20 protein-coding genes are annotated in these 22,797 nt (G+C 63.9%); 7 read left to right on the top strand and 13 right to left on the bottom strand.

The features are described 5' to 3' along the window. Nucleotides 1–45 precede the first annotated feature (45 nt). From BFD71_RS26730 to BFD71_RS26715, 4 genes are read left to right on the top strand one after another with little or no spacing between them, the layout of a single operon-like run. The gene (locus BFD71_RS26730; protein ID WP_069267340.1) at nucleotides 46–852 is read left to right on the top strand and encodes a transporter substrate-binding domain-containing protein; all 807 of its coding nucleotides are present in this window, start codon (nucleotides 46–48) and stop codon (nucleotides 850–852) included. Between the two features lie 58 nt (nucleotides 853–910). Continuing rightward, nucleotides 911–1,588: an amino acid ABC transporter permease gene (locus BFD71_RS26725; protein WP_069267339.1), complete on the top strand. Its 678-nt coding sequence runs from the start codon at nucleotides 911–913 to the stop codon at nucleotides 1,586–1,588. After that, complete coding sequence (locus BFD71_RS26720; RefSeq protein WP_069267338.1) at nucleotides 1,585–2,235, top strand: amino acid ABC transporter permease; 651 nt, start codon at nucleotides 1,585–1,587, stop codon at nucleotides 2,233–2,235. The genes BFD71_RS26725 and BFD71_RS26720 overlap by 4 nt, the downstream gene beginning before the upstream one ends. After that, nucleotides 2,222–2,941, top strand: a complete 720-nt coding sequence (locus BFD71_RS26715; RefSeq protein ID WP_069267337.1) for an amino acid ABC transporter ATP-binding protein — start codon at nucleotides 2,222–2,224, stop codon at nucleotides 2,939–2,941. The genes BFD71_RS26720 and BFD71_RS26715 overlap by 14 nt, the downstream gene beginning before the upstream one ends. 254 nt (nucleotides 2,942–3,195) lie before the next feature. Here the strand turns inward: BFD71_RS26715 and BFD71_RS26710 are convergent, their stop codons facing one another. After that, nucleotides 3,196–4,791 (bottom strand): APC family permease, encoded by a 1,596-nt coding sequence (locus tag BFD71_RS26710; protein WP_069267336.1) that lies wholly within the window; start codon nucleotides 4,789–4,791, stop codon nucleotides 3,196–3,198. Nucleotides 4,792–5,276: 485 nt separating this feature from the next. Then, nucleotides 5,277–5,528, bottom strand: a complete 252-nt coding sequence (locus BFD71_RS26705) for a pentapeptide MXKDX repeat protein (RefSeq protein WP_069267335.1) — start codon at nucleotides 5,526–5,528, stop codon at nucleotides 5,277–5,279. Nucleotides 5,529–5,995: 467 nt separating this feature from the next. Here BFD71_RS26705 and BFD71_RS26700 point away from each other — a divergent pair, with 467 nt between their 5' ends. Next, nucleotides 5,996–7,420, top strand: coding sequence for a phospholipase D-like domain-containing protein (locus BFD71_RS26700; protein WP_256094940.1), 1,425 nt, complete (start codon nucleotides 5,996–5,998; stop codon nucleotides 7,418–7,420). Nucleotides 7,421–7,623: 203 nt separating this feature from the next. On the opposite strand, the gene BFD71_RS26695 is transcribed toward BFD71_RS26700, so the two are convergent. Continuing rightward, complete coding sequence (locus BFD71_RS26695) at nucleotides 7,624–8,487, bottom strand: class I SAM-dependent methyltransferase (RefSeq protein WP_069267333.1); 864 nt, start codon at nucleotides 8,485–8,487, stop codon at nucleotides 7,624–7,626. Between the two features lie 96 nt (nucleotides 8,488–8,583). Next, nucleotides 8,584–9,477 (bottom strand): NAD(P)/FAD-dependent oxidoreductase, encoded by an 894-nt coding sequence (locus tag BFD71_RS26690; RefSeq protein WP_069267332.1) that lies wholly within the window; start codon nucleotides 9,475–9,477, stop codon nucleotides 8,584–8,586. Nucleotides 9,478–9,722: 245 nt separating this feature from the next. Between BFD71_RS26690 and BFD71_RS26685 the strand changes: the two genes are divergently transcribed. Continuing rightward, nucleotides 9,723–10,355, top strand: a complete 633-nt coding sequence (locus BFD71_RS26685) for a TetR/AcrR family transcriptional regulator (RefSeq protein ID WP_069267331.1) — start codon at nucleotides 9,723–9,725, stop codon at nucleotides 10,353–10,355. 156 nt (nucleotides 10,356–10,511) lie between these two features. Here the strand turns inward: BFD71_RS26685 and BFD71_RS26680 are convergent, their stop codons facing one another. The 9 genes from BFD71_RS26680 to BFD71_RS26640 all read right to left on the bottom strand — a co-directional run bounded on the left by BFD71_RS26680 (nucleotide 10,512) and on the right by BFD71_RS26640 (nucleotide 21,901). Further along, nucleotides 10,512–11,711: an amidohydrolase family protein gene (locus BFD71_RS26680; protein WP_069267330.1), complete on the bottom strand. Its 1,200-nt coding sequence runs from the start codon at nucleotides 11,709–11,711 to the stop codon at nucleotides 10,512–10,514. 149 nt (nucleotides 11,712–11,860) lie between these two features. Then, complete coding sequence (locus tag BFD71_RS26675; RefSeq protein ID WP_069267329.1) at nucleotides 11,861–13,060, bottom strand: porin; 1,200 nt, start codon at nucleotides 13,058–13,060, stop codon at nucleotides 11,861–11,863. A gap of 119 nt (nucleotides 13,061–13,179) precedes the next feature. Next, nucleotides 13,180–14,931 carry an L-arabinonate dehydratase gene (araD, locus tag BFD71_RS26670; protein WP_069267328.1) on the bottom strand — a complete coding sequence of 584 codons (1,752 nt, stop codon included), beginning with the start codon at nucleotides 14,929–14,931 and terminating at the stop codon, nucleotides 13,180–13,182. 39 nt (nucleotides 14,932–14,970) lie between these two features. Beyond that, a complete protein-coding gene (locus BFD71_RS26665; protein ID WP_083245494.1) occupies nucleotides 14,971–15,897 on the bottom strand; it encodes an ABC transporter permease in 927 nt (308 codons plus the stop codon). Next, nucleotides 15,897–16,778, bottom strand: coding sequence for an ABC transporter permease (locus tag BFD71_RS26660; protein WP_069267327.1), 882 nt, complete (start codon nucleotides 16,776–16,778; stop codon nucleotides 15,897–15,899). Before BFD71_RS26660 ends, BFD71_RS26665 begins: the two co-directional genes overlap by 1 nt. Then, on the bottom strand, nucleotides 16,775–17,854 hold the full coding sequence (locus tag BFD71_RS26655; protein WP_069267326.1) for an ABC transporter ATP-binding protein: 1,080 nt from the start codon (nucleotides 17,852–17,854) through the stop codon (nucleotides 16,775–16,777). Before BFD71_RS26655 ends, BFD71_RS26660 begins: the two co-directional genes overlap by 4 nt. A 109-nt stretch (nucleotides 17,855–17,963) precedes the next feature. Further along, nucleotides 17,964–19,064 carry an ABC transporter substrate-binding protein gene (locus BFD71_RS26650; protein ID WP_256094948.1) on the bottom strand — a complete coding sequence of 367 codons (1,101 nt, stop codon included), beginning with the start codon at nucleotides 19,062–19,064 and terminating at the stop codon, nucleotides 17,964–17,966. Between the two features lie 279 nt (nucleotides 19,065–19,343). Further along, entirely contained in the window at nucleotides 19,344–20,924 is a 1,581-nt protein-coding gene (locus tag BFD71_RS26645) for an aldehyde dehydrogenase (NADP(+)) (protein ID WP_069267324.1), read from the bottom strand. A gap of 29 nt (nucleotides 20,925–20,953) precedes the next feature. Beyond that, a complete protein-coding gene (locus tag BFD71_RS26640; RefSeq protein ID WP_069267323.1) occupies nucleotides 20,954–21,901 on the bottom strand; it encodes a dihydrodipicolinate synthase family protein in 948 nt (315 codons plus the stop codon). A gap of 309 nt (nucleotides 21,902–22,210) precedes the next feature. Here BFD71_RS26640 and BFD71_RS26635 point away from each other — a divergent pair. Further along, nucleotides 22,211–22,797, top strand: a 587-nt coding sequence (locus BFD71_RS26635) for a gluconate 2-dehydrogenase subunit 3 family protein (RefSeq protein ID WP_069267322.1), incomplete at its 3' end; no start/stop codon positions are given.

The raw sequence follows: 22,797 nt of genomic DNA, 5'->3' as shown, positions 1-22,797 counted from the left end.
CGCTTGATACCCATGGCGAGCGGCAAATCTCCTCGGAAATCCAGCATGGAATACAAGTCCAATTCATTTCGCCGTGGCTGCTGGCTCGCTGCGCTGCTGGCAGTGCCAGCCTTGGCCCTCGTTACGGTACAGGCCGCCAACGCCGATGCGCTCGACGCCATCGCCAAGCGCGGCACGCTGCGTGTAGCCGTCCCGGAGGACTATCCTCCGTTTGGCGCTATCGGTCCCGACATGCAGCCGCAAGGCTATGACATCGACATGGCGGCACTGCTCGCAAAATCGATGAAGGTCAAGCTTCAACTCGTGCCCGTCAACAGCGCGAACCGGATTCCCTACCTGCAGACCGACAAGGTCGACCTCGTGATCTCCTCGCTCGGCAGAACGCCGGAACGCGAGAAGGTCATCGATTTTTCGCAGGCCTATGCTCCGTACTTCCAGGGCGTTTTCGGGCCAGTCGACATCAAGGTCAACACAGCGGCGGACCTCACTGGCAAAACGGTTGGCGCTACGCGCGGTGCACTCGAAGAAGTCGCGCTCACCAACATGGCGCCCAACGCCACCATCCGACGCTTCGACGACAACAACGCGACCATCCAGGCATTTCTCTCGGGCCAGGTGCAGTTGATCGCGGCGGGCAACATCGTCGCCGCGGCGATCCTCGCAAAACACCCGCCGCGCGAACCGCAGATGAAGTTCGTCATCAAGGACTCGCCGTGTTTCGTGGGCCTCAACAAGAACGAGCCGCAACTGCTCACGAGGGTCAACACAACCATCGAGCAAGCGAAGAAAGACGGTTCACTTCAGGCGATGTCGAAAAAGTGGTTCGGTCAACCATTGCCCGCCAATCTGTGACGCCCGCGTTGCCACCACGCGCGGCTGGCAATTTCCGCTACGCAACCCTCATTTCCTCATGAGCTATCAGCTTCAGTTCGGCGACCTCGCCGCCTATGCCACCATGTTCGCGAGCGGCGCCGCAGTCACGCTTGCGCTCACGGCGAGTTCAACGCTGCTGGGCATCAGCCTCGGCGTTGCGGGCGCCGCCGCATATCAGAGCCCCCGCGCGACGCCGCGCGCAGTCGTTCACGCCTACGTGGAGGCGATTCGCAACACGCCGTTTCTCGTCCAGCTTTTCTTCGTGTTCTTCGGTCTGCCCGCCCTCGGCGTGCACATCGGCGAATACACCGCGGCCGTGCTCGCCATGACGCTGAACCTCGGTGCGTATGCCGTGGAAATCCTGCGCGCAGGCATTGAAGCGGTGCCGCGCGGACATCACGAGGCCGCTGCGGCACTCGCGATGTCGCGCCGCGAAACGTTTGTGCACGTGCTGCTTCCACAAGCATTCGCGAAGGTGTTCCCGGCGCTGGCGAGCCAGATCGTCATCACGATGCTTGGCTCGGCCGTCGTCTCGCAGATCTCGGTCGCGGATCTCACGTATGCGGCTAGCTACGTGCAGTCGCGCAATTTCCGCGCTTTCGAAACGTATTTCCTCATCGCCGGGATCTATCTTGGGATGGCGCTACTCCTGCGCGCCGCGCTCACCGCCGCCGGCCGACGACTGTTCACGCGCAACATGCGAGGTGCGCGATGATCGAGTTCACATTCGCGCAGATCGTCGCAGGATTGCTCCTGGCCGCGCGATGGACTGTCCTGCTCTCACTCGTTTCGTTCGTTACCGGTGGCATGGTCGGTTTGCTGCTGCTCGTGATGCGCGTATCGAGCTCGCGCGTGCTGCGCGCTCTCGTGCGTGTCTATATCGAAGTGTTCCAGGGCACGCCGTTGCTGCTGCAACTGTTTATCGTGTACTTCGGCCTGCCGCTGCTAGGTGTCGACGTCTCGGCCTGGATGGCGGCCACGCTTGGCCTTACCTTCTTCACCAGTGCCTATCTGGCAGAAATCTGGCGCGGCTGCGTGGAGGCGGTGCCCAAAGGTCAATGGGAAGCATCCGCCAGTCTCGCCATGAACTATTTCGAGCAGTTACGTCACGTGATCCTGCCGCAAGCCGCGCGTATCGCCATCGGTCCCACCGTGGGTTTCGGTGTGCAGGCCATCAAGGATACGGCGCTCGTGTCGATTATCGGCTTTGCCGAACTCACGAAGGCTGGCACCCAAATTTCGAACGCGACGTTTCGCCCGTTTCTCGTCTACGGACTCGTTGCGCTGGTCTATTTCGCCCTGTGCTACCCGCTTACGCGGTATGCGCGGGCCCTGCAAAGGAAATGGCATGCCGCTTGTTAAGACCGAGGGCGTCGAAAAGCAGTTCGGCGCCCATCATGTACTGAAGGGAATCGACCTTACGGTCGAACGCGGCCAGGTCGTCAGCATCATTGGGCGCAGCGGCTCCGGCAAGAGCACATTGCTGCGGACGCTGAACGGGCTCGAAAGTATCGACGCGGGATCGATCGAAATCGACGGCGAACACGTCGATGCACGGCACGCGGACCTGCGGGCACTGCGGCTGAAGGTCGGCATGGTCTTCCAGCAATACAACCTGTTTCCGCATCTCACGGCCAGCGAAAACGTGATGCTTGCACAGACGGTTGTCAAGAAGGCGCCGCGCAAGGAAGCGCGCGCCAACGCGCATCAAATGCTGGAGCGCGTTGGTCTGGGCGACAAATTCGACGCATATCCCAATCAACTCTCGGGTGGACAGCAGCAGCGCGTCGCCATTGCGCGCGCACTCGCCATGAAGCCGAGCGTACTCCTCTGCGACGAAATCACATCCGCGCTCGACCCCGAACTGGTGGGCGAGGTGTTGGGCGTCGTGGAAAGCCTCGCGCGCGAGAACATGACTCTCATCATGGTTACCCACGAAATGCGCTTCGCGCGCGCGGTCAGTGACAACGTGGTGTTCATGCACGAAGGCCGCGTATGGGAAAGCGGACCGCCCGAGGACATCTTCGGCCGCCCGTCCACGGTAGAGCTACGACGTTTCATCCAGTGATGCCTAGACGCCGCCGTACTTCGCAACATCTTTTCTGTTGCCAACTTCAGGCCTGATCCCGCAATCAGAGCACGCATCGCCACGACTACCTCCTCCGATCTTCGAGCGGTGCCAGCGTCAAAGCGTTCGACCATGCGATGGACGCCGCCCCCTGCAATGCTCCCGCGTCTTCGCAGCCTGTAATGCATTTCCGAGCGCCAGCAGAGATATCTCTGCTGGCGATGACCACGGCGCGCATGACAGGCGATCGACATTCAATGGACTGCGATGCCCTCGAGGACTTCGTCGTGCTCCTGGCGTTCCGCGAGGTACGGCGAGCGGTAGCCCGAATTCACGCCCCAGTAATAGAACACGAGCGAGACCAGCGCGACGACCAGCATGTCCCAGCCGTATGGAAGCAGACCGGCGCCGCCGAACTGCTTGCTGCCGACGAGCGAGAGCAGCGCCATGATCGGCAGGTACGCGCACAGCCACCATGCGGCCTTCAGATCCTGGCCCCAGCCGTCAAAACCCTGCTTGCTCTGGAAGTAGAAGTACACCGGCAGCGCGACAACCATCAGCAGAATGATTTCGCCGGTCAGCGGCCACTTCGCCCAGTACAGGATCATCGATGCGCACACGAATGCGAACGGCGCGATCACTTTCATGAACGGCACGGAGAGCGGGCGCTCGATGTCCGTGGCGGCGCGCTTGAGCGCCATCAGGCTGATCGGACCCGTGAGGTACGAAATCACCGTTGCCACCGAGATCACCGCCGCGAGCGAACTCCAACCGCGGAAGAAGAACATGAAGATGAACGACACGAGCAGGTTGAACCACATCGCGTTGCGCGGCACGCCGTAGAACGGGTGCACGTTGCCGAACATCTTCGGCATCGTGTTGTTGCGCTCCATCGCGTAGATCATGCGCGAGGTCGTCGCCATGTAGGTCGTACCGGTGCCGCTCGGGCTCACGAATGCATCGACGTAGAGCAGGATCGCGAGCCAGTTCAGGTTCAGCGCGATCGCGAGTTCCGCGAACGGCGACTTGAAGTTGAACGTGTTCCAGCCCTTCGCGACGTCGGCCGGATTGACCGCGCCGATATAGGCGACCTGCAGCAGCACGTAGATCACGAGTGCGCAGAGAATCGAGCCGATGACTGCGAACGGCACGCTCTTCGCCGGATTGCGCGCTTCACCCGCGAGGTTGATCGGGCTCTGGAAGCCGTTGAACGCGAACACGATGCCGCTCGTGGCGACTGCCGTGAACACCGCCGACCAGCCATACGGGGCGAACGAGGTCGTCTGGCCGAAGTTTTCCTGGTGGAAGCTACCCGCCATCAGGCCGATGATCGTCAGACCCGGGATGATGAACTTGAAGATCGTGATCGCGCTGTTGGCACGCGCGAACAGTTTCACGCCCCAATAGTTGAGCATGAAGTAAATGATCACGAGAATCGCGGAGAGCCCGAGCCCTGAATGCGTCAACGACCCGTCGACGAACAGCGCGTGCGCCCAGGCATAGGGCCAGGTGCTCATGTACTGGATCGAGGCTTCGGCTTCGATCGGGATCACCGAGACAATGGCGATCCAGTTCGCCCACGCGCTGATGAAGCCCACCAGTGCGCCGTGCGAGTAGCGGGCGTAGCGGACCATACCGCCCGACTCCGGGAACATCGCACCGAGTTCGGCGTAGGTGAGCGCGATGGCCAGAATGACCACGGCGCCGATGATCCAGGCGCAAACCGCCGCCGGACCTGCAATTTTCGCCGCCTTCCACGCGCCGAACAGCCAGCCCGAACCGATGATCGACCCGAGGCCGGTGAACATCAGCGCGAACGGGCCGATGTTCCGTTGTATCGATTGCTTCACATTGTCTCCTACGTGATGGACAGCGCGAGCGAGCCATACCGGGAGTACGGCATCCATGTACCGTACCGAGCCTGTCTACACGGCCGGCCGGCCCTGATAACGCATGTCCTTGTTGTAATGCCTTGTGACCACTGGGATGTAGAGGCAACCGCAATTGCTGCGGAGACGCGATGATGAAGTGGCCCGACGTGCTCGTCTAATGCTGTGTCGGCATGGACATATGCAAACTTTGCATAAGGAGGGGCTGCGGCTTAGCGAAGAGCCTGGACATTTCACCTTGTTGTTATGCCCGCCAGTTGCCGACGCTGGCCACCGTTCTCACGCTGACATTCGTACGTCGGCTCTCCAGCAGGCAACGGACGTTCCGAAACCGTCAAGGCTTCGAAGGGCCTGACTACTGCGCGGGTGCCTGGTGAGGGTGATCCGTGCAGCGCCTCCGGGAAGCGTCTTCTGGTCTGGCATCAGCGGATCACCTGTCATCGACACTACTCCTTCACCTCGGCATTCTTTGTTTCATCTCCGGCCATGCCGTCATGGTTCATCGCATCTTCTTTCATCGCGTCTTTGGCCGCGCTGTCGGCGCTCATCGCGTCTGATTCTGTTGCGCTCTTTGCGGTTATCTCCTGACTCGGCGCGTCGTTGGCAGTCGCGTCGGTCGGTACACTATCATCGGCGAAGGCGCCCGCGGTCGCGAACGAGAAGCAGCTGGCGAGAATGGTGGCAGTGAGCTTGTTCATGATGTGATCCCTCGGCGAACCGACAGTGAGTCGGAATATCGATAGGACAGTAGCCCGATGGCGGGAGCCTGGTCTTGCCGCGAATCAGTGACGGGCATGACAACTTCACGGCCCCCCGTCGGCGATGGTCATGTCATTCTTGCGCGGATGGATATGACAGGAAGTCGGCAACCACTCCAAAGGGCATGGGTAAAGACCCGATATGCGTTAGCCGAATCGCTGGGGAATGACTACAGGTAAGGTGTGAAAGGCGTCTGGATGGTTCAACGATCGCAGCGTTATGGCAATGGCCGCTGTACCCTCGAGAAGGGTCTTCCACGCAGCAGATGATCGAACGACGGCAGTGGGTCGATCTCTGTTCACCTTCCCGAAGTAACAGCGAGCGACTTGACCGCGCTTACGCGACAAAGCCTTGCAGACCTTCAAGGACATAGGGCCGGAAACACATCGAACCCGTTTGCCACATCATGACCACAACAAGAAGCCTGGCGCTCATTCTGGCGTGCGTGTTTGCCTCTTCCCAGCAAGGTCACGCGCAATGTGTCGACCTGGTCGCCAGTCTTGATGACGGTCAGTTGATGCAGTCGCGGATTGCGCTGGTCGACCGTGCCGCGCCTACCGAACAGATCCGCATCCTCGCCTACATCTTCGAAATCGATCAGACCGGCGGCCTGCTTTTGCGTCATCTGGTCGAGGCTGCGCGCCGAGGCGTGCCGGTCAAGCTGCTGATCGACGGCATCGGCCCCGAGCCGCACTACCCGTTCGAGGACGAACTCATCGTCGCCCTGCACGAGGTGGCGCCCGGCATTGAACTCCGAATCTTCCATCCACGATCCGATCTCGTCGAGATTTCGCATCGCATGCACGACAAACTGTTCCTGGTTGGCGACACGGCCGTGATCGGCAGTACCTCGATCTGGGATGAGAGCTTCCGCAACTGGCTCAGCGAGCGCGATTTGATGGTGTCGGGCGACGCCGGCCAGGAGGCTTCCTCCCTGCACGCCATGTACCAGCATTTCGCGTTGTTCTGGAATAGCCCGGAAGTAGTTCGCCCCGAGCCGGAAAAATTCCTCAACGTCGAAAGTCCTTATCGAGACTCGCAGGGTTATCCGACGCTGGACCCGGCTCGCATCCATTATTGGCGCGAATGGCTGCAGGCTCCGCTCGATGCTGCTGCCCTGGCGACAGACCTGGCCGCTACCGATACACCCACTGCCTCCGATACGCCCAATGATCCCGCCGCTCCGCCCGCTCGCGGGGCGTATTTTGATCCCGCCTGGATGCCGATCGCCTGCGAGCGACTGCACTATGTCCACGACTGGCCCGACAAGCGCTCGCCAGGCACGTTGCAGGACATGCTGGAAGCATTCGATAAGGCGCAGCACGAAATCCTGATCATCAACCCCTACCTGATCCTGGTTCCGGAACTGCGCGAGGCGCTTGAGCGCAGGCAGCGCGAAGGTGTCCACGTGATCCTGGTGAGCGCCTCGCTGGCGAGCATCACGCAGGAATTCCCCGCGGTCGGGCGCGCCTATGCCGACGATCTGCCCGGCTTGGTGAATGCGGGGATCGAGGTGCGCGAATATTCCGACCGAGAGAACCGCATGATGCACGCCAAGCTGGTCCTCATCGACGGCCATCGATATTATCTTGGCAGTTTCAATTTCGATTCGCTGTCGGCCCGCTTGAATACCGAAAACGGCCTGTGGATAGATATCCCTGAGGACGGGCTCGATCCCTTGCAAGACAGCGTGGCGTACTTCCTGAGCAACTCAAGTTCGGTGAGCGACGCCAATGGCCGCCTTCTGGCGGATCCCGATGCGCGCTGCCGGGCCGCCGGCTGCGGCGGTGCCTGGCGGTGGGTGACGATGCTAATCAGGAACTTCCTCTGAGCGCGGCGTGCCCTGTCGCTAAACTACGTGGCCAGTTCGGGTCGCCGTCCGCACCGTGTCGCGCAGCAGTCGGCCATCAAGAGCCAATGCTCTTTGCCCTCGACGGCCAATCAGCGTCGCGTTCCGGCCGTTCGGCGCTCAAGGTAGGCCCTCCCCGAGACACGAGGAATGACCGGTTCTGACACATCGGTCGACGTCACCTGTCAGCTTACCGGATTGCGTGCCATGACGATCCACGCCGCGCCGTTGATCATCACCGACCGCTCGCCGGGAAGGCCCGCGAAGGCGGCACGAACTGCGGCCGAGGCGCGGGCGCGGATGTCGTCGGGCTGATCAGCGAGCGCACGCGACAACGGGCCGACCTCGAGTGTCATCTTCACCGCGTCGTCGATCGCAGCGTCCCGCGTCCCGCCCTCGCCGAACGGGACGGAAGCGTCGAAGGGGGCGATAGCAATATCGGTGAAGCCGGCCGCCGTCAGGATGCGTGCCACGCGCCCCCGGTCGCCGAACGAAAACGGGCCGGGCGCTTCGGGATCGGGCAGCACGCTCGGCGGGACGATGCCCTTGAGCGCGCCCATCGGCAGGCGCACCCAATCGTTCTCGGCCGCGCCGCGCCAGCAGACGAAAGCGACCCGGCCGCCGGGCCGGAGCGCGCGTCGCATGTGGGCGAACGCCGCTATCGGATTGTCGAAGAACATCACACCGAAACGCGAGAACAGGATGTCGAACGCGCCCTCGGGCAGCTCTGCGCTGCTGGCGTCGGCCACCAGAAACAGGGCCGGCGTATCCCGTTGCGCAAGCGCGCGCGCCCGGCCGATCAGCGGTTCGGATATGTCCACGCCCAGCACTTGGCCCCCTGCGCCGACGCGGGCTGCGAGAGCCAGACTCGACGCGCCCGCGCCGCAGCCGATGTCCAGCACGCGCTCACCCGTCGCGGGCGCGGCGGCTTCTATCGCGGCCTCGCCAAAGACCGCCACCATAGCGTCGAGCCGGGCCTGGTTCGCGACCCAGCGCTCCCCGCTTTGACCTTTCCAGTCACCGGCCCGATCGGCACTTTGCTCTGCCATGTCATCTCCTTGACTCGACGATCCGTCCTTCACCGCGCCGATCTACGCCGCCCTTTTCGAAGGCGACGACGCAACGGGAGAAAGGAATCTGTGCTCTCAAACAACCATCGACTGCTGGGCGAAGATACCCGCCATAGCGCCCTGCGATGATGCCTGGGTGACCGAGGGCAAGAAGGGCGTGGCGAGGTCGCCGGCGGCGTAGATGCCGGGCATGCTGGTTTGGCGGCGCTCGTCGACCTTGAGGACGATGCCGGTGGGCGTATCGACCGTGGCGAGGCCCAGCGATTCATGCAGGCTTGCGGACGGCCTGTTGCGCGGTTGGGCGAACAGGATATCGACCGCGACATTGCGGCCGGTATCGAGATTGACGGTGGCGATATCGCCCATGTGATGGGCGATCTCGACGATCCGGCCATCGACGAGAGGTATGTTGCGGCGCGCCAGATCGGCCTGGATATCGGCCGCAATGTCATGACCATCGGCGAAGACAGTCAACTTGTCAGTCCAATCGCGGAACAGCCTGGCAGACTGGTGCGATTGCGGGCTGGACCAGACGAGGCCCCAATGCTGGCCGGCGACTTCAAAGCCGTCGCAATAGGGGCAGGGCACGATGGACGTGCCCCAGCTTTCGGCAAAGCCCGGAACATCAGGCATCTGGTCGGCGACGCCATAGCTCAGGATCAGGCGTCGCGCCCTCAGGCTTTCGTGATCGTCAGTGACGACGCAGAAATCGTCGATGGCGCCAGACACGCTCTCGGCCCGCGCATCGACCAGCCTGATCGTTGGATAGCGCACCAGCTGCTGCCGCGCCTCGACCAGGATGTCCAGCGGCGGCTTGTGATCGTGGCCGAGCAGGCCATGCGAGTGGCCGGCAAAGCGATTGCGCGGCCTGCCGGTATCGAGAACGGTGACCTTGCGGCGGGCACGGCCGAGCTGCAGGGCGGCGGCGAGGCCGGCAAAGCTGCCGCCGATGATGATGACGTCATTCATGGTGTTGGGCTCCGTGTTGTGGATGGAGGGGTCGGCTGGGCGTGGTGTGCAATATCGGCGGGCGATACGCGCTTGAGAGGGTCAGCGAGTAGGTGACCGGCCGGACAATGCCCCATTCGATGTCGCCGGGCGCCCCGGGGAACCCTGATTTGGACAACCGGTGAAACCACCCTTGGCTTGCACATTACGATACTTAATGGTATCGTAATACATGAATTTGAATACTGTCAAGTACTGGAATTGACGTGACCGAAAACAGCCAGGGCCGGCGCGGCCGGCCCGCCAACGAGGCGCTTCGCCAAACGATCGTCGACGCCGCCTGCGAACTCTTTGTGGAATTGGGTTTTCAAGCGACGACCATGGACAAGGTCGCCCAGCGCGCGAAGATATCCAAGCTCAGCATCTATCGGCACTTCGAGAACAAGGAGGCGCTGTTCAGCGCGGCCATGGTGGCCCGCTGCGATCGGTTTGCACCGCAGGCCCTTTCTGAAGGCGTCGACGGTTCGGCCGAAGATCAGCTCATGGCGGTGGGATCATCCCTGCTTCGCACGCTGTTGAGCCCGGACGTCCGCAGTGTCGAAGCCATGGTGTTGGCCGACAAGACGAATCAACCGTCGTTAAGCAAGCTCCATTACGATGCCGGGCCCGCGCATGTCATCGCCCAAATCGAGGCCGTGTTGAGTCAGTTGCACGCGAAAGCGATTCTGAACGTACCCGACGCTCTCCAGTCGGCCCGCTTGTTTGCCGCGCTGTTCAAAGGATCCGATCTCCTGCTCATCGCCCGCTTCGACGAGGCGAGAGCAGAGGACGACAACGAAATCGAATCCTATTGCCGGTCGGCAGTCGCCATGTTCATCGCCGCGCACGGTGGCATCTAACGATGCCACCGCGGCCGATGAAGAACACGCAGCAGTTGCATACGCTGTTCTAAGTGGAACGACAGAGAAGGGTCGAACCGAGCCCTGACCTGGCAATCTGCGAAGCGCTTTTTGGCGGACCGAACGCGCCGCCGTGCTGCATGTCCCACCGATCACTTACACGATCCACTCCCCATCACGCACGACGACACATCCATTCGCGACAACCAGCTTGCGCTTGGGCCGCGCGACGACGGCCTGCGCGACGCTCTCCGCCTCGACGACCACGAGGTCCGCACGCGCCCCAACCTGCAGACCGTAGTCGGCGAAACCGCAGCCACGCGCGGCGGCCACGCTCACGCAGTCGAATGCGATAGCGATATCGTCGTCGCGCCGCAAGTCGTAGCGCAAGCCGATCAACATGGCACGCTCGAGCATGTCGGGCACGCCATACGGCGACCACGTGTCGCGAATGCCGTCGTTGCCGCCAAACACCGTCACGCCCCTGTCGCGGCAGACCTTGAGCGGCGGAACCGGGCACGAAGGCGGCGCGCTCGTCAGCAGCGCCACGCGCAGTTGCGCAATCCGGTCGATCAATGCGTCGCGCACACGCTCCGGCAACGCGCCCAGACAAAACGCGTGACTCACGACCACCTGACCTTGCATGCCGAGCGCCTGCACGCGATCGAGCAGCAGTTTCAGCGTGAACGCCCCGACCTCGCCGGGTTCGTGCAGATGAATATCGATCGGCTTGCGATGGCGCTCCGCCAGTGCGAACGTGGCATCGAGCGAGGCCACGGGATCGCCGTCGATCAGCGCCGGGTCGAGCGCACCGAGCACGTCGGCGCCGGCCGCCAGTGCGCTGTCGAGCAGTTCGACCGTACCGGGCCGGATCAGCATGCCCGACTGCGGAAACGCGACGATCTGCAGGTCGAGGACATCGCGCAGCGTCTGCCGCGTGGCGAGCACGCCTTCGAGGTAGCGCAACCGCGCGTCGGTGTCGATGTCGACATGGGTCCGCAGGCGCGTCGTACCGGCCTGCACGAATGCACGCGCCAGCGCGAGCGACTGGGCGGCGGCATCGTGGCCCGAGGTCCTGCGCCATTCGCGCTCGTTGGCGATGCGGTCGGTGAGCAGCGGCCCTACCTCGTTGCGATACCACGGGCGGCCCCAGTTGCTCTTGTCGAGGTGCGTGTGGCCTTCGACGAATCCGGGCAGCAGCAGCCCTGCGCCGCCGTCGACGACTGGTACGCCCGGCTGTGCCGCGACGTGGGGTCCGATTGCCTCGATGCGGCCATCGGCGAGCGCGACGCCAACGCGCTGGCCGTCGGCCAGCCTGACGTTGGAGAGATGAAGCGCGGAAGTCGTGAATGTCATGCCGATTCTCCGTGAAACATCGCAGGATCTTATCGATTCGGCCGGATATTCGAAGATTAGATGTTCTACTACCTCTGCCCGCAAAAAAAACGGCGGCGCCGGTTATCGACCCGGCACCGCCGAACATACTGCTTTCGGAGCGTGAAGACTTAGAAGCGGTGAATGATACCGATCGCGCCCGCCACCTGGCTGCGCGACGAGGACGGCGCGCTGTTCTGGCCATCGCCGATGTCGGCAGTCGCGTTGATGATGTTGCCCGCGCCGTTCGTGCCAAGCGTCTGACCGCCTGCGCGCTGGTACGCCTCGACGAAGTACAGACCCGTGCGCTTCGACAGCGTGTAGTACTGCGACAGGTTGTACTGTGCGTACGAAGCCGAGCTCTGGATGCCGTTGGCCTTGGTCGCGCGCGTGTAGGAGAACCCAGCCGCGAGGTCGAGCACGGTGATCGGCTTGTAGTGCAGCACGACGCCGCCCGTGTTCCAGATCTGCGTGTCGTGGAAGGACGAACCCGTGCCCGGAATGTACTGGACGTTCGAGTAAGCCACCGAAATGTCCCACTGCGAGGTGAACTGGTAGCCAGCTGTCACAGCCAGGCGCTGCTGCGACTGTGTCGTCTGGAAGCCGTTCGTGAGAGCCGACACGCCCGGCTCGCCGTTGCTGTAAGCCGTCGAGTTCGCGCTCCATGCGCCGCCGTTAGGCGTCGCGTTGTGCAGGCGCTCGAAGCCTACGGCGATGCCTGCCGGACCGTGCAGGTATTGCGCGGCAAGGCTCCACGTCTGGCCTGCGCCGGTGCTGCCCGCCACGCCGCCCAGTGCATACATGCCGCTCACGGTCAGGCCCGCGATGTTCGGCGAGGTATAGACCAGCGCGTTGTTGATGCGATAGATGGTGTCCATCGAGTCGATGTCGCCCGGGTGCGCGCCGTATGCGCCGGTCAGCCACGTGGTCGGGCTGTACGGCGAAAGCAGCGTGTAGTACGGGGCGTACTGGCGGCCGGCCGTCAGCGTGCCGTAGTTCGCGTTCGTGACACCCACGAACGCCTGGCGGCTGAACATCAGGTTCGTGGTTTGCTGTGCGCCCGTTGCCGAATTGAAGCCTTCTTCAAGGGTGAAGATCGCGCGCGTGCCGCCGCCCAGATCTTCGCCGCCCTTCAAGCCGAAGCGCGAACCGGCCCAGATGCCCTGCGCCATCTTGACGAGCGAACGTCCGCCAGAAGTCTTGCCCAGCGAGGTGGAGCTGCTTTGATAACCAATACCGTTATCGACGATACCGTACAGCGTGACGCTGCTTTGCGCGTGAGCGCCCAGCGCGGCGAGTCCAAGCGCGGAAGCGAGGATAGTCTTTTTCATCAGTCGTCCTATCTTTAGTCGTTGTGGTTTGATACTCGTTAAAACCCTGGTTGCTACATTGCCTCCTGTCCGGCAAGGAGCGCATCACCCCTGAAGCGCTCCCGGCCGAATTCGTCTCCTTAGTGAATCTCGGGTTCGCCGCCGGCGCTGGCGCACGAGCCGCCCACGCCGTCACGCTGCATGAAGTCGAACTCGCAGCCGTTGTTGGCCTGCATCACGTGCATCTGGTACATCGCGCCATATCCGCGCCTGAAGCGCGGTTCCGGTGCGACCCACGCGGCCTTGCGGCGCGCCATTTCCTCGTCCGAAATCAGCACGTTCAGGCGGCGCTCCGGCACGTTCAGCTCGATCAGGTCGCCGTCCTGCACGAGGGCGAGCGGACCGCCGATGAACGATTCCGGCGCCACGTGCAAAACGCATGCGCCGTAGCTCGTGCCGCTCATGCGCGCGTCGGAAATACGCAACATGTCGCGCACGCCCTTCTGCAGAATCTTTTGCGGAATCGGCAGCTGGCCCCACTCCGGCATGCCCGGCGCGCCGACAGGACCCGCGTGCTGGAGCACGATCACGCTGTTCTCGTCGCAGTCGAGCTCTTCACTGTCGATGCGCGCAGCCATGTCGTTGTAATCCTTGAACACTACGGCCTTGCCCGTGTGCACGTGCAGGCGCTTTTCCGCCGCACCGGGCTTGATGACGGCGCCGTCCGGCGCGAGATTGCCGCGCAGCACGGCGAGGCCCGTATCCGGCATGAGCGGCTTCGCGCGGCGATAGATCACCTCTTCGCTGTAGATTTGCGCATCGGCGATGTTTTCGCCGAGCGTCTTGCCGTTCACGGTCATCTGCGTGCCGTCGATCAGCTCGCCGAGTTCCTTGAGCATCGCGCGCAGGCCGCCGGCGTAGTAGAAGTCCTCCATGAGGTACTTGCCGGTCGGGCGGATGTTCGCGAGCACCGGCGTGCGGCGCGCGATTTCATCGTACTGCGCGAGCGTGAGATCGACACCGGCGCGGCGCGCAAGCGCGATCATGTGGACGATCGCGTTGGTCGAGCCCGAAAGCGCGAGACACGTGGTCACGGCGTTGTCGACCGACTTGCGCGTGATGATGTCCGACGGCTTCAGGTCTTCCCACACCATCTCGACGATGCGCATGCCCGTCTTCGCCGACATCTGCGCGTGGCGCGAGTCCGGCGCGGGAATCGAGGCGAAGCCTGGCAGCGTGAAGCCCAAGGCTTCCGCGGCGCTCGTCATCGTCGATGCCGTGCCCATCGTCATGCAGTGGCCCGGCGAGCGTGCAATGCCGCCTTCCACGCCCTTCCAGTCCTCTTCGGTGATCTTGCCCGCGCGCAGGTCGGCCCAGTGCTTCCAGGTGTCCGAACCCGAACCGAGCGTCACGCCGTTCCAGTTGCCGTTGAGCATCGGACCCGCGGGCAGGAAGATGGTCGGCAGGTCCATCGAGATCGCGCCCATCAGCAGCGCGGGCGTGGTCTTGTCGCAGCCGCCCATCAGCACGACGCCGTCGGCCGGGTACGAACGGATCGTCTCTTCCGCCTCCATGGCGAGGAAGTTGCGATAGAGCATCGTGGTGGGCTTCTGGAACGGCTCGGAAAGCGTCTGCACCGGCAGTTCGATCGGGAAACCACCCGCCTGCCAGATGCCGCGCTTGACCTCTTCCACGCGCTGCTTGAAGTGCGTATGGCAAGGGTTGATCTCGCTCCAGGTATTGAGGATGGCGATCACCGGTTTGCCCGCGTACTCCTCGCGGCTGTAGCCCATCTGCGCGGTGCGCGAGCGATGGCCGAACGACCGCAGGTCGTTCACGCCATACCAGCGGTGGCTGCGCAGTTCTTCGGGGGTCTTTCGCTTCTTGCTCATCTTGCGTTGCTCCAGGTGTTTCCAGTAAAGCCGCCGGCCCTAGCGCTGCTCCTTCACGCGCGACACGAGCTGTGTCGGGCTGACGAACTGCAGTGCCACCAGCACCCACGCGAGCGTGATGGCCATGTAGATCATGGCCATCGCGTCGATGGATTGCGGCGCACGCACGCCCGTCGAGAAGACGGCGTAGTACAGCGCAACCACCAGCGTTTGCGTGTCGGGCCCGGCGGTAAAGAAAGTGAGTTCAAACATGCCGATCGTGCGCACCAGCACGAGCAGCCCGGCCGCCAGCATCCCCGGCACGAGGAGCGGCAGCAATACATAACGGAAATAGCGGAACGTGTTCGCGCCGAAAATGCGCGCGGCCGACTCGAGGTTCGGATCGATCTGCTCGATGAACGGCGTCATCACGAGGATCACGAACGGCAGCGCGGGCACCAGGTTCGCGAGGATCACGCCGGGCAACGTGCCCGCGAGGCCGATCTGGTACATGGCGGTCGCCATCGGAATACCGTACGTGACGGGCGGCACCATGAGCGGCAGCAGGAACACGAGCATGGCAATGCGCTTGCCTGGGAACTGCGCGCGCGCTAGAGCGTAGGCCGCGGGCACGCCCAGCGCGATGGAGAGCAGCACGACCGAGCCGACCACTTCGAACGTCACCCACAGCACGCTCGAAAGCTGGAAGTCGCGCCACGCCTGCGCATACCAGTGCAGCGTGAAGCCCTGCGGCAGCGGCGTGCCGAACCAGCGCGTGGCGATCGAGTTCACGCCTACCGTGGCGATCAGCAGCACCACGTTGAGCAGGAAGAACACCACGCCGCCCCAGACGAACACTTTCCAGAGCACGTCGGGCAGGCGCGAAGCGGGCCTGGCCTGCGCAACGTTAGCGGCAGGAGCGCTACGCTCCTCGCCCGCCTGCGCACCCGCGCCGAGGCCGGCCGCGTTACGTTGATGGGCGCTCATCAGCCTTTCCCCCCGCTCACCGGGCCCGAGTAGAAGAAGCGCTTGGCGCTCAACATCGCGGCCACGACGATCAACTGCACGAAGCCCATCACGATGGCGATGGTCGAGGCGAGCGAGTAGTCATAGCTCTCGAACGCCGCCTCCGCTGCCGCAATGGAGATCACGCGCGTGGGACCCGCGGGCGCACCGAGCAGCACCGCCGAAGGAAACACCGAATACGCCTGCACGAACGACAGGCACGCGGCCATCGTGAGACCGGGCGCGAGCAGCGGCAAATAGATTTGCCGGAACTGCTGCCACGGGCCTGCGCCAAGCGTGGCCGCCGCCCGCGCGAGCGTCGGGTCAATGCCGGTGACGTACGAGAGCGTGAGCAGAAACGCGAACGGGAAACCCGAAACGATCAGCGAGATCAGCACGCCCCAATAGTTGTGCGTGAGCCGGATCTCTTCGTTCGTATACAGATGCAGCGCGTGCAGCGCCTGCGGGAACCAGCCGTTCGGGCCGAAGTAGCTAAGCATGCCGTCGGCGATCAGCACAGTGCCGAGCGTGACGGGGATGACGAGCAGCGTGGTCACGAGCTTCTGGTACGGCGACTTGTGGCGCAGCGCGAAGGCCACCGGCAGGGAGAGCCCGACATTGATGATCGTCGCGGGCACCGCCAGCTTGAGCGTGACGAACACCGTGGGCCAGAGTGAAAGGTCGTGAACGAACTGCAGGTAATTCGCGAACATGCCCCCGCCGTTCATCGGCCTGAACGACAGGACGAGACCGTAGGCGAACGGATAGAGGAACATCGCGATGATGAAGCCGAGCGCGGGCGTGACGAGCCAGCCGCGAGAATCGCGCGGCGCCTTGACCAGCGACGGAAGGAGCGTGCTCATGACGCACGCTCCGCGTAGGCCAGCACGTGCGAAGGCGCGACGCGCAGCGTCGCGCGCTCGCCCGCTTCGAATTCGCCTTCCACGCGCGCCCACAGCTTGCCGAACGGCGCGTTGGCGAGCAGCAGCGAATCGCGGCCGCCGTATTCGACCATTTCCACTTCGACGTCGAAGGCGTTCGCATCGCCCGCGTTGGCGCGCTCGAAATCTTCGGGGCGCATGGCCACGGAAATTTCGCCGCCGTTCAGCTCGCCCATCGGCACGCCTGTGAGCGTGATGCCCGAAGACGACATCGCAACATGCGCGCCCTGCTCGCCCGTCATGGCGAACGGCAGCACATTGCGAAAGCCCATGAAGCGCGCAACGTGCAGATTCGAGGGGCGGCTATACACTTCCTTCGGCGTCGCGACCTGCTGCACGACGCCCTCTTTCATCACGACGATGCGGTCCGCCATCGAAAGCGCTTCGTCCTGATCGTGGGTCACGTAAATCGTGGCGCGTTCGAGCTGCCCGTGAATGCGGCGGATTTCCGCGCGCATTTCGATGCGCAGCTTGGTGTCGAGGTTAGAGAGCGGCTCGTCCATCAGCACGAGCGGCGGCTCGATGACGATGGCGCGGGCAATCGCCACGCGCTGCTGCTGGCCGCCCGAAAGCTGGCCCGGCAGCTTGTTTTCATGGCCGACGAGCTGCACGAGCTGCAGCGCCTCGCGCGCGCGGCGCTTCGCCTCTTCGCGCGGCACGCCCTGCATTTTCAGGCCGAAGCCGACGTTTTCCAGCACCGTCATGTGCGGGAACAACGCGTAATTCTGGAACACCATGCCGAAGCCGCGTTTCTCGGGCGGCAGCACGTCGATGCGCTGGTCATCAAGCCAGATGCTGCCGCTCGTGAGCGGCTGCAGACCGGCGATGCAATTGAGCGCCGTGGATTTGCCGCAGCCCGACGGCCCTAGCAGCGCGATGAATTCGCCGCGGCGAATGTCGAGGTCGAGACCGCGCAGCGCGGCGAGCTGCGTCCCCTCTGCGCTAGTGAAGCTACGACACACCGAGTCGAGGCGCAGGCGATCGAAAGAATGCTTCATGACACGTTCCTGATCAACAAGATCAACTACGTACGAATGGAACGCGGACGGCACTCAACCCGAATGAGCGACTCGAATACGGTCCGTCCATTGCTGATTCTTCCTCTCGTTACTGCGACTTCTGCGAACCGACTTCGCGGTCCCATTTCTGGAACGCCGCGACCATCGCCTGCGCCGAAAGCGGCTGGACATGCGGATAGGCCGTGAGCCACTTCGCGTACTCGGGGCGGCCGTATTTCGCGATCACGTCCTGGCTTTCCTTCGGCGCCATCTGCAGCGTGACGTCCTTCACTGCCGGGCCCGGATAGAAGTAGCCGTCGTCATACGTCATGGCCTGCTGCTGCGGCTCGAGCATGAAGTTCATGAGCTTGAGCAGCACCGCGAGCTTCTCTTTCGAAACGCCCTTCGGCACGACCATGTAGTGGGCGTCGTTCACCCACGTCATGTTGTTGAACGCTTGCACCTTGAAGTCCGCCGGCACGATGCCGAGCGCGCGCGGGTTGATGTCCCAGCCCGTCACCGTCACGGTCATGTCGCGCGTGCCTTCGCCCAATTCCTTCATCACCGCCGAGGTGCCGCCCGGGTAGTACGGCACGCACGAGTTCAGCTCCTTCAGGAACGCCCAGGTCTTGTCCCAGCCGTTGATCGGGTCTTGCGGGTTCTTGTCGCCGAGCAGGTAAGGCAGGCCCATCAGGAACGTGCGGCCCGGACCCGAGTTGGCCGGACGCGCATAGATCAGCTTGCCGGGGTTCGCCTTGCACCACGTCAGCAGTTCCTGCGGCGTTTGCGGCGGCCTGGCGACCTTGGCCGGGTTGTATTCGATCAGCGGACCGGCCGGCATGTACGCCACTTCGAGGCCATAGCCTTGCGCCAGGTCCTGCATCTTGCGCGGGCCCGGCGCGTACTTGTCGAGCACGCCCGGCAGCGCGGCCTGCTGGTCGGGCAGCAGCTTCATCCAGAGATTCTGTTCGATGCCGGCGGCGAGCGCGTCGGTCCCCGTCAGCACGAGATCGATGTCGGCGCGACCGGCGGCCTGCATGGCCTTGATCTTGCCAGGCAACTGCGGCGCGGGCGCGTTGGTGTAAGTGATGTTGGAGACGAGATTCGGGTTTTTCGCCTTGAACGCTTCGAAAGCCTTCTGCGTGAGCTGCAGGTTACCGGCCACGTCGACTATGTTCAGCGAAACGGGATCGGCCTTTGCCGCGCTCATGCCGAGCGCCGCGGCGGCCGCCACACACACGGCCAGCACCCTGGCCTTCAAACGTCCATCGAACATCGCATCTCCTCACATCTCTGTTTATGGAATTTGTTCTACGCGACCCGTCGATTCTTGTATTTTCAAAGCCGGACACAGGATGCCGAACCACGCATCAAGTTGTCAAGCAACGTCAGGCTCTTTGTGAGACTACTGTGAGCCTCTTGTCGGGCTCCTTTTGGAGAAAGCGCCTGCAAGGCTTCTGCAGGCGCTTTTCTGACCGCTTTCGCGGGATTACTGCTTCACCAGCTCGCCGTCGCGCAAACGCCACAGCGCGAGCGGATTGTCGTTCTGCAGTGTGACCGGCAAAAGTTCGGCCGGCAGGTCCTGGTAGCAGACCGGACGCAGGAAGCGCTCGATCGCCATCGCGCCCACCGAAGTCGAGCGCGCGTCCGAAGTGGCGGGGAACGGGCCGCCGTGAACCATCGCATACGAGACTTCGACGCCCGTCGGGAAGCCGTTGGCGAGAATGCGGCCGGCCTTGCGCTCGAGAATCGGCAAGAGGCGCGCGGCCATCGCGTAGTCGTCGCGGTCAATGTGCAGCGTCGCCGTGAGCTGGCCTTCGAGGTGCTCCGCCACGCGCGCGAGTTCCGCTTCGTCGCGGCACGCCACGACGACCGAGGTCGGCCCGAAGATCTCGTCCGACAACGCGTGCTGGGCGAGGAACTGCTCGGCGCTCGCCTTGAAGAGGACCGGCAGCGCGTCGCAATGCGCTTCTGTCTTCGTGCCTTCGGCGAGATTCTCGATGCCCGGCAGCTGCTTGCGCGCCGCAATCGCTTCACCATACGTCGAGGCGATGCCGGGAGTCAGCATGCTTTGCGAGGGCTTCTGCGTGAGCGCGGCGCTTGCCGCCTTCACGAAGCGGTCGAGTTCCGCCGAGTCGATCGCGAACACGAGGCCCGGGTTCGTGCAGAACTGGCCCACGCCCAGCGTGAGCGAGTCGACGAAGCCCCGCGCGAGCGCATCGCCGCGGGCGGCCAGCGCCGCGGGCAGCACGAACATCGGGTTGATGCTGCTCATTTCGGCGTAGACCGGAATCGGCTCGGGACGCGCGGCCGCGATGTGCGAAAGCGCGAGACCGCCGCGGCGCGAGCCCGTGAAGCCCACGGCCTTGATAGCCGCGTGCGCCACGAGCGTTTCGCCCGCTTCGTTGCCGCCGCCGAACACGAGCGAGAACACGCCTTCGGGCAGGCCGACGTCAGCCACGGCCTGCTGGATCGCGCGGCCCACGAGTTCCGAGGTGCCCGGATGCGCGAGGTGCGCCTTCACGACGACCGGGCAGCCGGCAGCCAGCGCCGAAGCCGTGTCGCCGCCCGCCACCGAAAACGCCAGCGGGAAGTTGCTCGCGCCGAACACGGCCACCGGGCCGAGCGGGATGCGATGCGCGCGCAGGTCCGAGCGCGGCAGCGGCTTGCGCTCGGGCAGCGCCGAGTCGAGCACGGCGCCGCACCAGCGGCCGTCGCGCACGAGCGACGCGAAAAGGCGCAGCTGCCCGACCGTGCGGCCGCGCTCGCCTTCGAGGCGCGCCTTGGGCAGCGCCGATTCGAGATGCGCGCGCTCGATCAGCGCGTCGCCGGTGCCGAGAATGCGCTCGGCGATCGCTTCGAGCAGGCGCGCACGCGTTTCGTGCGGCGCGGCGCGGAAGGCGTCGAACGCCTGCGCCGCGAGTTCGCAGGCGCGCGCGACTTCGGCCTTGCCGCCGAGGCCGAAAGAAGGCTCGATCTCCTGGCCGAGCGCGGGCGCGAAGGCGCGCATCTCGCCCGCCTCGCCGCGCACCGCTTGCGCGCCCAACAACATGGCTCCAGTAATCTGCATGTTCGCTCCGTTCAAATGCTATCTGCCATTTATGCGCTGGCGGTCTGGGCCGTTGCGGCCAGCTTCTGCTCGAACGCGAGCAGCGCCCTGGCCGCGTCGCCGATCGCCGGCAGCGCCTCAGCGGGCGACTGCGAGAGCAGCGGCAGGATCGGACCCATGTCGGCAATGCCCGAGAGCGTCACGGCGTCATGCAGCACGCGGATGAGCGAGATGTTGTCGCGCAGCGTTTCGAGCGGCATGAAGGCATCGTAGAGGCGCTGGGCTTCTTCCGCACGGCCTTCCTTCGCGGCCTTCAGGAGCGCCATGATGGCGCTCGAAGCGATACAGCCCGAGCCCGTGGTCCAGGCAGCCAGACCGAAGTCGCGCACGTGGACCAGCGCCGGACGCTCGCCCATGCCCGACACGACCTTCGAGGCCGGCACGCGTTCCAGCAGGCGGCGCAGATACGGATCGTTCGCCGGGTCCTTGCGCACGATGGCGTACTTCACCGCAATGAGCGTGCCGCGGTCGATCAGGCGCACGAGCGTGTCGACGTCGACATAGTCTTCGCTCTTGATATAGAGCGTGAGCGGAATGCCGGCGGTGTCGGCGATACGCGCGAGACCGGCTTCGACGCCTGCGGGCGTGGTGAAGCCGGAGAGCGGCAGCACCATGGCCGTCTTGTACTGCGTTTGCGCGAGGATGCGCGCCTGGTCGAGCATCTTGCCGTAGTCGGGGCCGATGGCCGGAATCACGCGCGTTTCGGGCGCGGTGAGGCCGGCGAGCATGTCAAGCAACTCGCGGAATTCGCTCACGGCGACGTGGTACAGATTCGCATTGCCGCCGTACAGCAGCGAGCGAATACCGCCCGCTTCCATATGGCGGATCAGCTTGCGGTTCTGTTCGACGTCGAGGGAGAAGTCGGGGCGGCGTGCGAGCGGCGGCACTGCCATCACAGTCGAGGCGAATTCGCTCTCGACAATCGGGGACACGTTCATGAGGCCTCGTGCTGGGATGTGGGTTGTCAATACCGGGCACAGTAGCACCGGCCCACCTTAGTTGTCAAACAACTTGTTGCATTTGTTGGGGTTTGTTCGGAGGGTCTGACAACCGTGGTCCGCTCGCCCTTGCGCGGTCGGTACCGGCCCCGTAAAGGTATATTGTAGAATTGCGCTCCAATCGTGGAACCGGTTCCATTTAACATCTCCGTTCCGTGGCCGCCGCGGCGGATGTCACGCGCAACAACTCAGGATGGCTACGCGGACGCGGTCGAACCACACCGCGCCGAACTCATACAGAATCCCACCATGTCTGAATCTCCTCTCACGACACGCCGCGGCTTCCTGCGCACGGCAGCGGTGCTCGTACCCGCCAGCGCACTGGCGGGCTGCGAGGGCGGCAAGCAGCCGTCGAGCGAAACCGCCGCGGCGGGCAGCGCCGCCTCTGCGCCCAACGCCAGGCCTGAAGCCGGTCAGGCCGTCGCCTATAAGCCGCGCTTCTTCGACGCGCGCGAGTGGGCCTTTGTCGAAGCCGCCACCGACCGTCTGATTCCCGCCGACGCCGAAGGCCCCGGCGCGCTGGAAGCCGGCGTGCCCGAATTCATCGACCGGCAGATGGACACGCCTTACGCGCACGGCGCACTCTGGTACATGCAGGGGCCGTTCCAGCAAGGCGTGCCCGAACTCGGCTACCAGCTGAAGCTCGTGCCGCGCGACATCTACCGGCTCGGCATCAAGGCCGTGAACGCGTACTGCACGAAGGCCTACGGCAAGGACTTCGACGCGCTCGACGCGAGCACGCGCGACAGCGTGCTCGGCGCGCTCGAGGCGGGCAAGGTCGAACTGGACGGCGTGCCGGCCTCCGTGTTCTTCGGGCAGTTGCTGCAGAACACGCG

Origin of the sequence: Paraburkholderia nodosa, assembly GCF_001718195.1 — a bacterium.
Classification (GTDB): domain Bacteria; phylum Pseudomonadota; class Gammaproteobacteria; order Burkholderiales; family Burkholderiaceae; genus Paraburkholderia; species Paraburkholderia nodosa_A.
This window is presented reverse-complemented; position numbering and strand designations above follow the sequence as displayed.